Here is a 14,961-nt window from a genome sequence, read left to right as displayed (position 1 = left end):
CCATGAAAAACGCGGCCATCACGCCCTACCTTGCTGGAACAGTAGCTTCCACTACCGGATCAATCGCAACCTTCGGAATAGCAATTGCCGGCCTAAGTGCCATGGGAGCAAGCCAGAGCCAGACTGCAACCGCAATTGTGGCAATGCTTGTTGGCTACGGAGTGCTGTCGATTGGCCTTAGCGTTTGGCTCAGAATGCCAATTAGCATCGTCTGGTCCACACCTGGTGCGGCATTTTTGGCGACCAGTTCGGGGCTTGGGGTCAGTTTCGAGACGGCCGTGGGAGCATTCATAGTCAGCAGCTTGCTGGTTGTTCTTACTGGTGCGTGGCCTGCACTTAGCAGGCTAATTGCTAAAATACCGCCTCAGATATCGGCTGCGATGTTGGCGGGCGTTATTTTCCCGTTTGTTGCTGCGACAGTGCGCTCGAGCGTTGATTTCCCGATATTGATAATTCCAGTAATCGTTATCTGGCTCATGCTCAATCGGTTACTTCCGCTGTGGGCTTCACCGATTGCAATTCTTATCGGCTTTGCGTTGATTGCCATGAGTCAAGAAGCCAAGAGCTTCGAGGTCTTGTCATTCTGGCCAAGCCTGGAAATAATTTCTCCCGTATTTGATATCGGTGTAATAGTCGCAATCGGTATCCCGCTTTATTTGATTAGCATGGCCTCGCAGAACCTTCCCGGTTTGGCCATCATGAGCGGGTTGGGATATCCGCTTCCAACCTCTAAAATCTTCGTTGCCACGGGTGTTGGATCCGTCGTTACGTCATTTTTTGGAGGCTTTGGGTTGAATCTAGCCGCCATCACCGCGGCGCTGAATGCCGACGAGGGGGCTGGCAAGGACCCGTCAAAGCGTTGGAAGGCAGCAGCCTGGGGCGGGGTTGTCTATCTAATTTTCGCGCTTTTTGCTTCTGTATTTGCGGCCTTTGTGCTGGCAGTTCCTACGGAGCTGCTTCTAGCGCTAGCCGGCCTCGCGCTCATTAAAACTTTTGCGTCGTCTCTTAGAACCGCAGTCAGCGATGAGTCGACGAGGCTCGCGGGTGTTGTTACGTTTGTTATAGGAGCAGCCGGCATATCTGTTTTAGGTATCGGCGGAGCCTTCTGGGCTCTCGTCTCTGGGATTCTTGTTTGGTCTATCAGAGCGCGCTAGTCCTGATTTGGCAGAAAGCTTAGCTCCGTCACAGTCACTTCTTTAGCGTCTGCAAATCTCAGTTCGGCAATGTGACCAACGGCTGCTAGGTCCTTGGCCATACTTCGCATTGCAACTGGTCCGGAGACAAGTGCAGTTGCAATCTCAGCCTTCATCGATAACTTGTTGTCCGATTTCGACTTTCTGATTTGCACCAGAGCAGTACTCGCCAAGATCATCAATCCAGAGTCTTCACCTGAAATCTCATCGGGAGTTGGCCACGAGGACTTGTGCACTGTGCCGTCTTGCCACCAGCTCCAGACCTCTTCTGCTGCGAATGGAATGAAGGGCGCAAATAGACGAACCAATACGCCAAGGGCCTGCCTAAGCGCAATAACTGCGCTTCCTTTTTCCTGTTCCGTGAAGTCACCCTGACCATAGGCGCGCTCTTTGACTAGCTCGAGGTAGTCATCGGTGAAGGTCCAGAAAAAGGACTCGGCTTTTTCGAGTGCTTTGGTGTGATCGTAGCTCTCGAAGGCTTGTGTGGATCCGACAATTACTTCCTGGAGGCTAGCGAGCATGGATTTGTCAATAGCTTCTGTGACTGCTGTAACGCCGGCCGGAAGCTCAAAGCTAAGTGCAAAGCGGGCCGCATTTAGAAGCTTGATTGCCAGCCGTCTGCCGATTTTCATCTGGCCTTCGTCGAAGGCGGCATCGGTTCCTAGCCGCGCACTTGCGGCCCAGTATCGAACCGCATCGGAACCGTGTGTCTCAAGTATTTCGTTTGGCACAACTACGTTGCCCTTGGATTTTGACATCTTCTTGCGATCTGGATCTAGGATCCACCCGGAGATGGCCGCGTGCTTCCAAGGAGCTTGGCCGTGTTCAAGTTCAGAGCGTACCAAGGTTGAAAACAGCCAGGTCCTAATAATGTCCTGACCCTGGGGCCTCAGGTCGTAGGGGAAGACCTTCTCGAATTTTGCGGGGTCCGATAGCCATCCGCCTGCCAACTGGGGAGTTAATGAGCTGGTGGCCCAGGTGTCCATGATGTCGAGTTCGCCAATAAATCCGGTGGCCTGCCCGCGCATTGACTCGTCATAGCCATCCGGTGTGTCGCTTGAAGGGTCGACAGGGAGCTGAGCTTCATTGGGAACAATTGGGTTCTCATAATCTGGATTACCTGCAGCATCCAGTGGATACCAAAGTGGCAGCGGGACGCCGAAGAAGCGTTGACGAGAGATTAGCCAGTCGCCGTTTAGTCCATTGATCCAATCCTCGAGTCGAACCCTCATGAAATCCGGGTGGAAAGCAACTTCCTTGCCAAGGCTTACTAGTCTTTCTCCCAGCTTCTTGTCGTTGCCACCATTTTTTATGTACCACTGTCTGGTGGAAACTATTTCCAGAGGCTTTTCGCCCTTCTCGAAGAACTTAACAGGATGAGTAATCGGCTTGGCTTCTCCAACCATGTCGCCAGAAGCCTGAAGGGATTTGACCAAAATTTCCTTGGCGCTAAAGACGGTTTTTCCGGCGAGCTCCGCGTAGAGATCAGCACCCTTGTTGGAGGATATCGCCTCGGGCGCCTCTGCGAGTATGCGGCCATCGAACCCGATTATGGGACGATTCGGCAGCTTTAGCTCGCGCCACCAGATAACGTCTGTGACATCTCCAAAGGTGCAAATCATTGCAATGCCCGAGCCCTTGTCAATTTGGGCCAGTCTGTGAGCCAAGATCGGAACCTCTACCCCAAAGAGGGGAGTTGTGGCTGTCTTGCCAAAGAGGTGCGCGTATCTTTGGTCATCCGGATGAGCAACTAGAGCGACACAAGCTGGAATTAGCTCCGGGCGAGTGGTTTCGATAAAGATTTTGCCATCGGGACCATCGAACCCGATTCGGTGATAAGCACCTGGCATCTCTCGGTCTTCGAGCTCTGCCTGAGCCACCGCGGTTCTAAAGCTCACATCCCACAGGGTTGGTGCCATCTGTGAGTAAGCCTCATTGCGAGCTAAGTTGTTCAAAAATGCTCTCTGGGACACCAGCTGAGACTCTTTGGAGATTGTTCTATAACTTTGTGTCCAGTCCACCGAGAGACCAAGATTTCGCCACAAATTTTCAAAAGTCTTCTCGTCCTCTTCGGTTAGTTGCTCACAAAGCGCGATGAAGTTTTGCCTCGAGATGGGAAGCTGGTCCTGCACTCTCGACGATTTGTTGTCTCCACCTGTTTGAGGCGGTTGGAAGTCTTTGTCAAAAGGCAGCTTCGGGTCGCATCTGACTCCGTAATAGTTTTGAACTCTTCTTTCAGTTGGGAGGCCATTGTCATCCCAGCCCATTGGGTAATAGACAGCCTTGCCATTCATTCGCTTATAGCGAGCGACCACGTCAGTGTGGGTATAGCTGAAAACGTGGCCAACATGCAGAGAGCCGGAAGCCGTTGGAGGAGGGGTGTCTATCGAGAAGATATCGCCTTTTAGAGCTTGAGAATCGAACTCATAAACTTTATTTACCTCCCAGGCAGGGGCCCACTTGGCCTCTAGGCCCTCTACGGAGGCTTTTTCTGGGACGCTGGCAGGCCTTAGTGGCTCGGGAATGTAGTTATTCAATAGGTATGACCTCTGTATATTCGTAGTCTCTAGATTAACATTGTTCTTGACCGTTACTTCTCCGAAAGCCGTGATGTATCCAAAGCACCGAAATTCCTCTCAAGGGCCAGTAGCCTCGCCCTCATTTCCTGAACTTGAAAGGGAGGTGCTGGCCTACTGGGATAAAGACGGAACTTTTCAAGAATCAATTGACCAGCGGGCTGCAACTGATGCTCCGGAGTTCGTTTTCTACGACGGCCCACCTTTTGCCAATGGACTTCCGCACTACGGTCACCTTTTAACTGGGTACGCGAAGGACCTAGTGCCTCGCTACCAAACCATGCGTGGCAAGCGCGTTGAGCGTAGGTTCGGCTGGGACACACACGGACTGCCAGCCGAAGTTGAGGCGGAGAGACTCTTAGGTATATCCGGCCGACCGGAAATCGAAAAATATGGAGTTGCTAAGTTCAATGAATTCTGCAAGACCTCCGTACTGAAGTACACCGAGGACTGGCGCAGCTACATAACTCGGCAAGCACGTTGGGTCGACTTTGATAATGACTACAAGACTCTGGACCAGAACTATACCGAAAGTGTCATCTGGGCCTTCCAGCAGCTGTACAACAAGGGCCTGATCTACGAAGGCTTCAAGGTCTTGGCTTACTGCTGGCGTTGCGAGACCCCACTTTCAAATCATGAACTCAAGATGGACGAAGAGGTCTACAGAGATAGACAGGATCAGTCCGTAACTGTCACTTTTGAGATAACCAGTCAGGGTGAACTTGCGGGTGTAAAAATGCTTGCATGGACAACAACGCCGTGGACACTGCCAACCAACTTCGCATTGGCCGTGGGACCGAAAATTGAATATGCGCTCGTGCATGCCAAAAACAGTGACTTGGGCGATGAAAAGTTTTAATCGCTTCGGCACTTCTGCCTAACTATGTAAAAGAACTCGGATTTGAAGATGCGGAGAGTGCGGCAGCCGCAGTATCGAAGACATACCTTGGTTCGGACCTTGCTGGTCTGAGGTACGAGCCAATTTTTGACTTTTACACTGATGCCAATAAGTTCAGCATCGAAAATGCGTGGCAAGTGCTAGTCGGCGACTACGTAACCGCGGAGGACGGCACGGGAATTGTTCATCAAGCACCGGCCTACGGTGAAGATGATCAGATTCTCTGCAATGCCGCCGGCATTCCGACTTACGTTTCAGTCAATGAAAGAGGAGAGTTCATCTCATTGATCGCCCCGTATGAAGGGCAGCATGTTTTTGAGGCCAATAAGCCAATCACTCAGGACTTGAAAGCGAAGAATCGACTTCTCAGGCAAGCGTCCTATGACCACAGCTACCCGCATTGCTACCGTTGCAAAAACCCGCTGATTTACAAGGCGGTTTCCTCCTGGTTTGTTGAGACCACAAAAGTCAAAGACCGGATGCTTGAGCTAAACCAGGAGATTAACTGGGTTCCCGATCACACCAAAAATGGTGGCTTTGGGAAATGGCTTGAGAACGTTCGCGACTGGGCCATCTCAAGAAACCGGTTTTGGGGAGCACCGATACCAGTTTGGAAATCGGATGACCCCAATTACCCGAGACTCGATGTTTACGGCTCTCTGGATGAAATGGAGCGCGACTTTGGTGTTCGCCCCACTGATTTTCACAGGCCGGTTATCGACGAGCTAACTAGACCGAACCCTGATGATCCAACCGGCAAGTCGACAATGAGAAGAGTTCCGGAAGTATTGGATTGCTGGTTCGAATCTGGATCGATGCCGTTCGCTCAGGTTCATTATCCGTTCGAGAATCAGGATTGGTTTGACTCGCATTTTCCAGGCGACTATATCGTTGAATATGTGGGGCAAACCAAGGGCTGGTTTTACACGTTGCACGTTTTGTCCACGGCGTTGTTTGATCGCCCGGCTTTTAAGAACGCGGTGAGCCACGGAATTGTTTTGGGAAATGACGGACAAAAGATGTCCAAGTCCCTTCGGAACTATCCAGACGTCAATGAAGTATTTGATCGTGACGGCTCTGACGCCATGAGATGGTTTTTGATGTCAAGCCCAATTCTTCGCGGTGGAAACATCTCAGTTACTGAACAGGGCATTCGGGAAGGCGTTCGTCAAGCCCTCTTACCCCTGTGGAATAGCTACTACTTCTTTACTCTGTACGCCAACGCTTCCAGCTACACTGCAAGCCCATCGATGGCCTCCACTCAGTTATTAGACCGATATATTTTGGCTAAAACCCGTGAACTGATTGACTCGGTTGCTCTGGATCTTGACATATTTGATAGCTTTGCGGCCTCTGCCAAAGTCCGGGATTTCGCTGAAGTGCTTACCAATTGGTACATCCGTCGCTCCAGAGACCGTTTCTGGGAAGGTGATAAGGATGCCTTCGACACTCTCTACACGGTTCTAGAGGCGGCATTCAGGGTTATTGCCCCATTGCTGCCGTTGGTGGCCGAAGAGATGTGGCGTGGTCTGACTAACGGTCGCTCTGTTCACCTAGAAAGCTGGCCGGAGGCCGAGGAGTTCCTGCAGGATGCTCAGCTGGTTCGGGATATGGACGCGATCCGCGAGGCGGCATCCTCTGGGCTTTCATTGAGGAAGTCTTCAGGTATTCGCGTGAGGCAACCTCTGGCAAAAATAACTCTGGCTGTAGTTGGCTCTGAGACTCTGCGTGATTACGCGGAGTTATTGGCCGACGAATTAAACGTGAAGAAAGTGGACATCGTGGAGGCCAACTCCGAAACCTCCTCGAGTTTCGGCCTAAGGCAGTCGCTGTCCGTAAACGCCAGGGCCCTAGGACCCAGAGTTGGCAAAGATGTTCAGCGATTAATTGGCCAAGCTAAGTTGGGCAACTGGGAGCAGCTGGCCGAGGGGATCTTCGTTGATGGCACATTGCTCATGGAGCCCGAGTATGAGTTGACTCTGGTTGCGGACAATGAATCCAGTGATTTTGCAGTTGGAGTCACCAGCTCCGGCTTCGTTCTGCTTGACACTCGACTTACGCCAGAGCTTCAATCGGAGGGTCTAGCCAGAGATACGATTCGACACATTCAGCAGGCGAGAAAAGATTTCGGACTTGATGTATCGGACCGCATTTCGCTCAAGCTTGCTTGCGATGAAGAATCACTGACTGCTCTGGAAACCCACTCGGATTTGATTTCAAGGGAAACCCTGGCCAGTGACATTGAAGTTGTTGCGGGTCAAATAGCGGCGCCTCTCTCAGTCGGCGAAACCGGGTCCATCGAGATAACTTTGGCCAAAAAATGAACTCCGACAGCCAACCTCAATCTATCAACGAGGTGCTTGCCGCCCTTTACGCAAGGAAGCCTGAGAGCCAAATTAGGCCTCGCCTGGAGCCCACCAGGCGCCTCGTGGAAATGATGGGAAATCCTCAAAACAATTACAAAATAATTCACATCACTGGCACCAACGGCAAGAGTTCGACAGCGAGAATGGTTGAGCGGTTGCTCAGAGAGCACGGGCTCAGAACCGGAAGGTTGACCAGTCCTCATCTAGTCTCCTTCAACGAGCGCATTGCTCTTGACGGTGAGCCGGTAGAGGATCAGTTGATCATCGAGGCCTACCAGGAGAACCTGGTGCTATTGCAGCTTGTAGACCAAGAGCTCACAGACAAGGGTGAAGGTCCGCTTACTTTCTTCGAAGCATTCACAGCACTCGCTTTTCACGTCTTTTCGGACGCTCCGATTGATGTTTTGGTTCTTGAGGTTGGAATCGGGGGAGAGTGGGATGCCACGAATGTTGCCGATGCAGATGTCGCAGTATTCACGGCGATAGACCTTGATCATCGGGAAACGCTGGGTGACACCGTAGAGGAGATCGCTCAAACTAAGGCCGGCATCACAAAGCAGAATTCGATTGTGGTGTCGAGCTTTCAGCAGCCAAGCGTGGCGTCAATTCTGCGCACCCGAGCATTCCAAGAGGTTTTCATGGCGGGTGAAGAATTTGGATACTCCGAGATAAGCCCAGATGGATTCGGAACCAGGTTCAGCGTCAAGGGGATTTGGGCTGAATACCCCGAGCTCTGGATGCCAATTATTGGCCAACACCAAGCAGAGAACGCAGCAACCGCAATTGTCGCCACCGAAGCATTCTTAGGTAGGGCAATCGCCGACGAGGTTCTCAGGAGTGCTCTTGCAGACTCGGTTAGTCCCGGGAGGCTTCAGGTCATAAGTAAGCAACCGTTGGTTGTTATAGATGGGGCTCACAACCCAGCCGGGTTAGTAAGCCTCAGGAACTCTATTCAGTGGCACTTTGGCGCACCAAGAGCAATAGGGGTAGTTGGAATGCTTCGAGAAAAAGACATTCAGTCTTCGGCTCAGGAGCTAATTGGAGTATTCGACCATCTCATAGTTACCTCGGCGCCTGGAGAGCGAGGCCTTCCGGCCTCCGACCTGGCAAACAGTTTTTCCGATGAGGGGCTAGTCGTCGATGAAATAGTCCCTGAGTTCTGGTCGGCCTACGAGCAGGCAATTAGGCTTGGGGTAAGCACTGAGCGGCCTGTCTTTATCACCGGGTCGCTCTACCTGGTTGGTGCAGTACTTGAAAAGCTTCAGCTGGAAAATTCGAAACCGAGCGATCAGGATGGGCGAGAAGTTGAGTAAAAGGTCTTCAAAACGAGCTCTCGGATCCATCGCACTTAGTTTCGAGGCCTTCGTGGTGTTTTTCGCCACCCTGACTGCTTTTGGGCTAAAGGCATCTGGCGTAAGCCCGAACTTGCCGCGCGTTGAGATAATTTGGGCCATTGGGTTGGGCGTTGCTCTTCTTTGCATTCTCACCCCTGCTCTGCTTTCTAAGCCATGGGGTTACTTCATTGGCTGGGGGATTCAGGTCGCGGTTTTGGCTTCTGGTTTCTGGCTGTGGGGCATGTTTGTAATCGGCGCCATGGTGGCTGGAATGTGGATCTGGGCGATGGTGGCCGGTGGCACAATAGACAAAGCACGAGCAAATTACGAAAAAATGAACGAAAAGGATCCAAATGCAGACACTAGTTCTATGTAAGCCGGACGCGGTTCGTCGTAATCTGATCGGCGAAATTATTCGACGATGCGAGCAAAAGGGCTACGTGGTTGCAAAGCTGGCAAAATTGGTGCCATCAAGACAGCTACTCGCGCAGCACTACCTTGAGCACGAGGGAAAGCCCTTCTATGAGCCATTGATGGAGTTCATGCTTTCTGGAGAGGTTGTTGCAATAGCCCTCGAGGGCGAACGTGTCATAGAGGGATTCAGGGCCCTAGCCGGCTCCACTGAACCAACATTGGCGGCTCCAGGTACCATCCGCGGCGACCTAGGAAGAGATTGGGGGACAAAGGTTGTTCAGAACTTGGTTCACGGTTCGGATTCGGATGAGAGCGCTGCTCGAGAATTGGCCCTCTGGTTTAGCTAGCTCTTACTTTAGCTCGGTCTAAATAAGGGTTATCCAGTAGTCCCAGAACTGAATCAAGATCAAGACAATCAAAATTAGGTAGCTCATCAGGGTAAGAACCCAGCTCCATGAAAAAATAAAATCCCCGAGCTTTTCGTTCTTGCCCAAATTTCCATCTTTCATGGTTTTGCCTAAAATCATCCAGAACAGCGGGATTGTTGCTGCCCAAGCCACCATGCAGTAAATGCAAAGGGAGCCGATTACGTAGGCAGACTGCGTAAATAGCCAGACGGTGAAACCAAGAGCGAATACGTGCCCTATCAGAAACAGTCTCCAGAACCATGGTGCAAACTTTGCTCCGGCTAGAATCGCCATTCCTACCAAGATCGGCGCAATAAACGCGGCTACACCGATTAGCGGATTCGGAAAGCCCAGAAGAGCAGCCTGTTCGCTGAGCATTACGGACTTGCAGCTCAGGATGGGGGAGATGTCGCAAGATGCGCTGGCCCCGGGATTTTCGGCGACATGGAGTCGTTCGAGCGTCAGGCCGAAGCTAGCGATCCAGCCCATAACACCCATTGAGATAAGGGCAATCGGAAATAGCATGGAGCAATTATCGCATTTTGGTAACAAGTCATGGCATACTTACGAAAGATGTATTCACACTTACATCAAAGATTTTTTTCGGAGAGCGATATGCCCCGAAGAATAAGAATTAGATTCCGGCTGAGGCTTGAATCATTAGAACAGGCCCGGCGGGTGTGAACCTAAGGGCTACAGAGGCATAAGTGGCTGAGAACAAAGATATTCCAGAAAAAGCAGTTCCAAAAAAGGCGGCTGTCAAAAAAGTCGCCGATGAAAAAACAGTCGACAAAAAAGTAGTCGCTAAAAAACCAGCAGTGAAAAAAGAAGCTGCGCCAAAAGTTGTGGAAATGAAAGACGAGCCTAAGAAGCCAATGAGCATTCAGCTCATCTTTCAGGCACCAGACCTCCCCACTCCAAAAGTAAATCCTCGAAGCGGCAAGCTGGCTGAGGAGGAGAACGTTGAAGCCCCGACTAGGTCTGCTCCGACCAGGTCCGCTCCGAGTAGAACCAGACAGCGAAACAAGCCCGAGGGTGAAGCCAAGCAAAACACCGCTCAAAACGCCACGCAAAACACCACGGACGAACCGGTCGAAGAAAAAGATTCGGGGTCGACGAGGGTTGCCGCAAAGCGCCAGCGCCGTAAGGATTCGCGGGATACCGGGCGCCGCAGGACTGCAGTTACCGAGTCTGAGTTTTTAGCAAGAAGAGAATCTGTTGATCGTCGAATGGTTGTTCGAGAGAAGGACGCTCGGGTTCAAATCGGAGTTCTCGAAGACGGCCTCTTGGTTGAGCATTACGTAGCCGAAAGCCAGGGCGGCTCACTTATTGGAAATGTTTATCTTGGCAAAGTGCAGAACGTACTGCCTTCCATGGAAGCCGCGTTCGTCGACATCGGACGTGGCCGAAACGCCGTCTTGTATTCGGGTGAGGTGGATTGGGACGCCGCTGAAACCGGAAACCAACCCAGAAGAATTGAGCTAGCACTAAAGTCTGGCGACCAAGTCTTGGTTCAAGTAACTAAGGACCCGGTTGGCCAAAAAGGAGCAAGGCTCACCTCGCAAATCTCGCTTCCCGGACGCTTCCTGGTTTACGTTCCTGGTGGCAACATGTCTGGAATTTCGAGGAAGCTACCCGAAGGCGAGAGGCAGCGACTAAAGCAAATTTTGAAGCACTCTTTGCCCGAAGACGCCGGAGTCATCGTGAGAACGGCTGCGGAGGGTGCCACTGAAGATCAACTCACTCTTGACGTTGAGAGACTAAAGATGCAGTGGGAGAACATAAACAGCGAGGTAGCAAAGGGCAAAGCACCAACGCTCCTCCACAGCGAACCAGACCTGCTGGTAAAAATCATTCGAGACGTATTCAACGAAGACTTCACGGAGCTAGTTGTTTCGGGAGAAGAGTCCCTAGAGACAATCAGACAGTATCTGGAATCTGTGGCGCCTGAACTAATTGAGCGTCTGGTCCAGTACACCTCTAGCGAGGACGTGTTCGATAACTATCGACTCGGGGATCAAATTATCAAGGCTTTGGACAGGAAGGTCTTCCTTCCCTCCGGAGGATCTCTGGTGATTGATCGAACCGAGGCTATGACGGTTGTGGATGTGAACACCGGCAAATTTATCGGATCTGGAGGAAACCTCGAAGAGACGGTCACGAAGAACAACCTGGAGGCGGCTGAGGAACTCGTTCGACAGCTACGGTTGCGCGACATTGGCGGAATCGTCGTGGTGGACTTTATTGACATGATTCAAGAGTCAAACCAGGAGATGGTTCGAAGACGCCTTTTGGAGTGCCTATCAAGGGATCGAACTAAAAACCAGGTCGGCGAAATTACATCACTTGGACTTGTCCAGATGACAAGAAAGAAAATTGGTCTCGGATTACTTGAAACTTTCTCAGAGCCCTGTGACTGCTGTGCTGGAAGAGGTGTAGTGGTTCACGACGAGCCGAGGTTCAGGATGCCGGAAGTCTCTGAGAACAAGCGAACCAAGAAAAAAGAGAAGGCTAAGCCGACTGTGGTCAAAAAAATTGTGACGGCCGAGCAAGCTGACGCATTCAAGAACGTAGTGAACCAGATCGCGAGTGCCGGTCATTCGAGTGATGAAGCGGTTCTTCAGGCAAAGAAGGAGCCAGAAGGTACGACTGAAATCCTTAACGCTGTGCTTGATTCGCTTCCAGAGGCCGAGAATGTGCCCAAGCCAAAGCGTAGACGTGCGACCTCAGCAGGTAAGCTCTCAATTACAACCGAGTAAAACGCGGTTGCGTGTTGCTCACTCGCGGTTTAGTTGCTAAACTTCGAGGCTGTTGCTCACGTTCTGTGGTTCAACAAGATTTCCCCTAATAGTTAGGTCATAAAGTGGTTTACGCAATTGTTCGAGCTGGTGGACGCCAGGAAAAGGTTGAGGTCGGCACCATTGTGACCATGAACCGCATCAAGGCGTCTTCGGGCTCCATTGAGCTACCGGCTGTTTTGTTGGTCGATGGTGACAAAGTCACCTCAGACTCACAGTCTCTTTCCAAGGTTAAGGTTGTTGCAGAGGTTCTTGACCAGTTGCGAGGCCCAAAGATTTCGATTCAAAAATACAAAAACAAGACCGGATACAAGAAGCGCCAGGGTCACCGTCAAGACTTGACTCGCGTCCAGGTCACAGAGATCAAGTAACTAGGAGTTAGACAATGGCATCCAAAAAGGGAGTTAGCTCCACACGTAACGGCCGCGACTCGAACTCTCAGCGTCTTGGCGTAAAGCGTCACGACGGTCAGGCAGTGAATGCCGGCGAAATAATTGTTCGCCAGCGTGGCACTCACTTCCACCCGGGAGTAAATGTTGGCCGAGGTAAGGACGACACTTTGTTCGCACTTGCGGCAGGCGCAGTCAAATTTGGCGCAAAGGCAGGCCGACGAGTAGTAAACATCGTCACCCTGTAACAGGATTAGGCAAAAAGGCGAACCTGGACCGGGTTCGCCTTTTTTTGTAGGGAGGGAAAAATGGTCACTTTTGTTGATCAAGTAACCCTGCACCTATCCGCGGGCAACGGCGGAGACGGATGCACGAGCACAAAACGTGAGAAATTTAAACCACTTGCTGGTCCGGACGGTGCCAATGGTGGCGATGGCGGCACTATTTCGCTAATTTCGGACGTAAATACCACGACACTGCTTGACTACCATCATCGCCCTCACCGCACTGGACTCAATGGCACATCTGGAGCGGGCGATTACAGGAACGGCGCACACGGCGGCGACATCGTTCTCAAGGTTCCAGTAGGTACTGTCGTGAAAGACGCTCGAGGCAAATTGCTGGCTGATTTGGACTCGGTTGGGATGGAGATCGTTGTCGCCCAGGGCGGACAGGGAGGCCTCGGCAACGATGCACTGTCTAACCAAAAGAGAATTGCTCCTGGTTTCCACCTCTTAGGTGTCCCCGGCTGGAAGGGCGAGGTAATCCTCGAACTCAAGGTTGTCGCCGACATCGCTTTTGTAGGATTCCCCAGTGCTGGAAAGAGTTCTTTAATCGCCTCGATGAGCTCAGCTCGTCCAAAAATTGCGGATTATCCATTCACCACTCTTCACCCAAACCTTGGGGTGGTTCAGGCTGGAGAGCAAAGGTATACCGTCGCTGACGTCCCGGGTCTGATAGAGGGGGCAAGTCAAGGCAAGGGCCTAGGGCTTGAGTTTTTGAGGCACGTAGAAAGATGTAGCGCGCTATTGCACGTTATCGACTGCGCCACCATGGAGCCGGGCAGAGATCCTCTGACTGACCTGAAGGTCATCCTCGGTGAACTGCGTGACTACCAGGTGCCCGACGGGCAGACGCCTCTGAATGAGCGACCTCAGCTGATTGCCCTAAATAAAATCGACATCCCGGACGCTAAGGAATTGGCAGCTTTTGTGACTGAGGAACTAGAGGCCATGGGCTATCCAGTATTTGCGGTCTCAACAGCCACTCACGAAGGACTGAAGGAACTTAACTTCGCCCTTAGTGCGGTGGTTCTAAAGGAGCGCGAGGGCAAGGTTGTCGGAGCCCAAAAGAGATTCTCACTGATTCCCACCAAGGCCGAGGACTCAAGCTACATAGTGCGCAAAGAATCTATTTCTGGCGAAGATGTGTTTCGAATCATTGGTTCCAAGCCGGAGCGATGGGTCGCACAAACGCATTTTGGGAACACAGAGGCTGTTGGATATCTGGCCGAACGACTTCGAAAAATCGGTATAGAGGACGAGCTTGTGAGAAAAGGTGCGAAGCGCGGCTCCACCGTAATCATCGGTGAAGAAAATGGTGTCGTTTTTGACTGGGATCCATTGATTGATTCAGTTGCGGAACTGGCCGATGGTATTGGCCTAGGGGAAGACGAAAAGCGAAGAACGAACGAACAACGACGTGGAGAATACTACGCAATGATGGATCAGCGCGCGAAGGGTCGTGAAGAGCGCGCTGCGGTCCGCGAGGCTAGCGTCTTCATAGAAGAAGACCAAGAGTGAAGACCTCTGAACGCATTGCATCAGCCAGCAGAATTCTCATCAAAGTCGGATCGAGTTCCATAACCGGTGAAAACTATTCCAATCTAGACAAGATCGTTGATTTGAGCGCCGGGTTAATAGCTCTGGGTAAGGACGTTATCGTGGTGAGCTCCGGAGCAATCGCAACGGCTGCCCCATTCATCGGTCTTACAGTCAAAGCCGAGGATTTGCCAACATCGCAGGCATTAGCGAGCATTGGCCAGGCAAAGCTAATGAGTCGGTACGAAAAGTCTCTTGAGCGTCACAATCTGATGCCGGGGCAAATACTTCTAACGGTTGAGAATTTGGATCAAGAAGTTACTTCGCTGAATGCCCTGCGCGCACTCGAAAGACTTCTGGAGATAAAAGTTTTACCAATAATCAATGAGAACGATTCGGTTGCAACAAATGAGATCCGATTTGGCGACAATGATCAGCTTGCGGCCAGAGTCTCAAAGTTGGCAAAGGTCGATCTTATGATTCTGCTAAGCGATGTCGATGGCCTCTACAGTAAGCCTCCGCAGGAAGAGGGTTCTGAGCATATTCCGGTTGTAGCTTTCGGTTCGGACTTATCTTGGGTCGAAGTATCCGGAACCTCGACCGGTTACGGAACCGGGGGTGCACTAACAAAACTTTCAGCTGCCAAATTGGCGACTGAGGCCTCTGTCGGAGTGATTCTGACATCCAGTGACAGTGTCAGTCAGCTGATTGAGGGTGACTGCAAGCACACTTGGTTTGAGCCCGGACCTAAGAGCTAGGATTTCAG

General features: G+C 51.5%; 11 protein-coding genes and 1 pseudogene. 10 read left to right on the top strand and 2 right to left on the bottom strand.

Annotation, left to right across the window (positions count from 1 at the left end):
• Positions 1 to 2 precede the first annotated feature (2 nt).
• Positions 3 to 1,154, top strand: coding sequence for a benzoate/H(+) symporter BenE family transporter (locus tag ABXT50_RS04140; RefSeq protein ID WP_415273636.1), 1,152 nt, complete (start codon positions 3 to 5; stop codon positions 1,152 to 1,154).
• Here ABXT50_RS04140 and valS read toward each other — a convergent pair.
• The gene (gene valS, locus ABXT50_RS04135; RefSeq protein WP_415273635.1) at positions 1,151 to 3,730 is read right to left on the bottom strand and encodes a valine--tRNA ligase; all 2,580 of its coding nucleotides are present in this window, start codon (positions 3,728 to 3,730) and stop codon (positions 1,151 to 1,153) included. The genes ABXT50_RS04140 and valS overlap by 4 nt on opposite strands.
• Before the next feature lie 73 nt (positions 3,731 to 3,803).
• On the opposite strand from valS, the pseudogene ileS reads away from it, so the two are divergent.
• The 4 genes and pseudogenes from ileS (at position 3,804) to ndk (ending at position 9,128) form a co-directional block, all read left to right on the top strand.
• Positions 3,804 to 6,991 (top strand): annotated as a pseudogene (gene ileS / locus ABXT50_RS04130) (isoleucine--tRNA ligase).
• Positions 6,988 to 8,346, top strand: a complete 1,359-nt coding sequence (locus ABXT50_RS04125; protein WP_415273634.1) for a bifunctional folylpolyglutamate synthase/dihydrofolate synthase — start codon at positions 6,988 to 6,990, stop codon at positions 8,344 to 8,346. Before ileS ends, ABXT50_RS04125 begins: the two are co-directional and overlap by 4 nt.
• Positions 8,339 to 8,743, top strand: coding sequence for a DUF4233 domain-containing protein (locus ABXT50_RS04120; protein WP_415273633.1), 405 nt, complete (start codon positions 8,339 to 8,341; stop codon positions 8,741 to 8,743). The genes ABXT50_RS04125 and ABXT50_RS04120 overlap by 8 nt, the downstream gene beginning before the upstream one ends.
• A complete protein-coding gene (gene ndk / locus ABXT50_RS04115) occupies positions 8,721 to 9,128 on the top strand; it encodes a nucleoside-diphosphate kinase (RefSeq protein ID WP_415273632.1) in 408 nt (135 codons plus the stop codon). The genes ABXT50_RS04120 and ndk overlap by 23 nt, the downstream gene beginning before the upstream one ends.
• A gap of 18 nt (positions 9,129 to 9,146) precedes the next feature.
• Here the strand turns inward: ndk and ABXT50_RS04110 are convergent, their stop codons facing one another.
• Positions 9,147 to 9,713, bottom strand: coding sequence for a vitamin K epoxide reductase family protein (locus tag ABXT50_RS04110; RefSeq protein ID WP_415273631.1), 567 nt, complete (start codon positions 9,711 to 9,713; stop codon positions 9,147 to 9,149).
• A 182-nt stretch (positions 9,714 to 9,895) separates the two neighbouring features.
• Between ABXT50_RS04110 and ABXT50_RS04105 the strand changes: the two genes are divergently transcribed.
• The 5 genes from ABXT50_RS04105 to proB all read left to right on the top strand — a co-directional run bounded on the left by ABXT50_RS04105 (position 9,896) and on the right by proB (position 14,953).
• A complete protein-coding gene (locus tag ABXT50_RS04105; protein WP_415273630.1) occupies positions 9,896 to 11,947 on the top strand; it encodes an Rne/Rng family ribonuclease in 2,052 nt (683 codons plus the stop codon).
• A 104-nt stretch (positions 11,948 to 12,051) separates the two neighbouring features.
• Positions 12,052 to 12,357 (top strand): 50S ribosomal protein L21, encoded by a 306-nt coding sequence (gene rplU / locus ABXT50_RS04100; protein WP_007542036.1) that lies wholly within the window; start codon positions 12,052 to 12,054, stop codon positions 12,355 to 12,357.
• A 14-nt stretch (positions 12,358 to 12,371) separates the two neighbouring features.
• A complete protein-coding gene (rpmA, locus tag ABXT50_RS04095) occupies positions 12,372 to 12,623 on the top strand; it encodes a 50S ribosomal protein L27 (protein ID WP_040325248.1) in 252 nt (83 codons plus the stop codon).
• Between the two features lie 60 nt (positions 12,624 to 12,683).
• Positions 12,684 to 14,177 carry a GTPase ObgE gene (gene obgE, locus ABXT50_RS04090; protein WP_415273629.1) on the top strand — a complete coding sequence of 498 codons (1,494 nt, stop codon included), beginning with the start codon at positions 12,684 to 12,686 and terminating at the stop codon, positions 14,175 to 14,177.
• Positions 14,174 to 14,953, top strand: coding sequence for a glutamate 5-kinase (proB, locus tag ABXT50_RS04085; RefSeq protein WP_415273628.1), 780 nt, complete (start codon positions 14,174 to 14,176; stop codon positions 14,951 to 14,953). The genes obgE and proB overlap by 4 nt, the downstream gene beginning before the upstream one ends.
• The last annotated feature ends 8 nt before the right edge of the window (positions 14,954 to 14,961 follow it).

The sequence above is a fragment of the Aquiluna sp. Uisw_065 genome (assembly GCF_047731275.1).
Lineage (GTDB): Bacteria > Actinomycetota > Actinomycetes > Actinomycetales > Microbacteriaceae > Aquiluna.
Note: the sequence above shows the minus strand (reverse complement) of the source record. Positions and strands in the feature narration are given on the sequence as shown.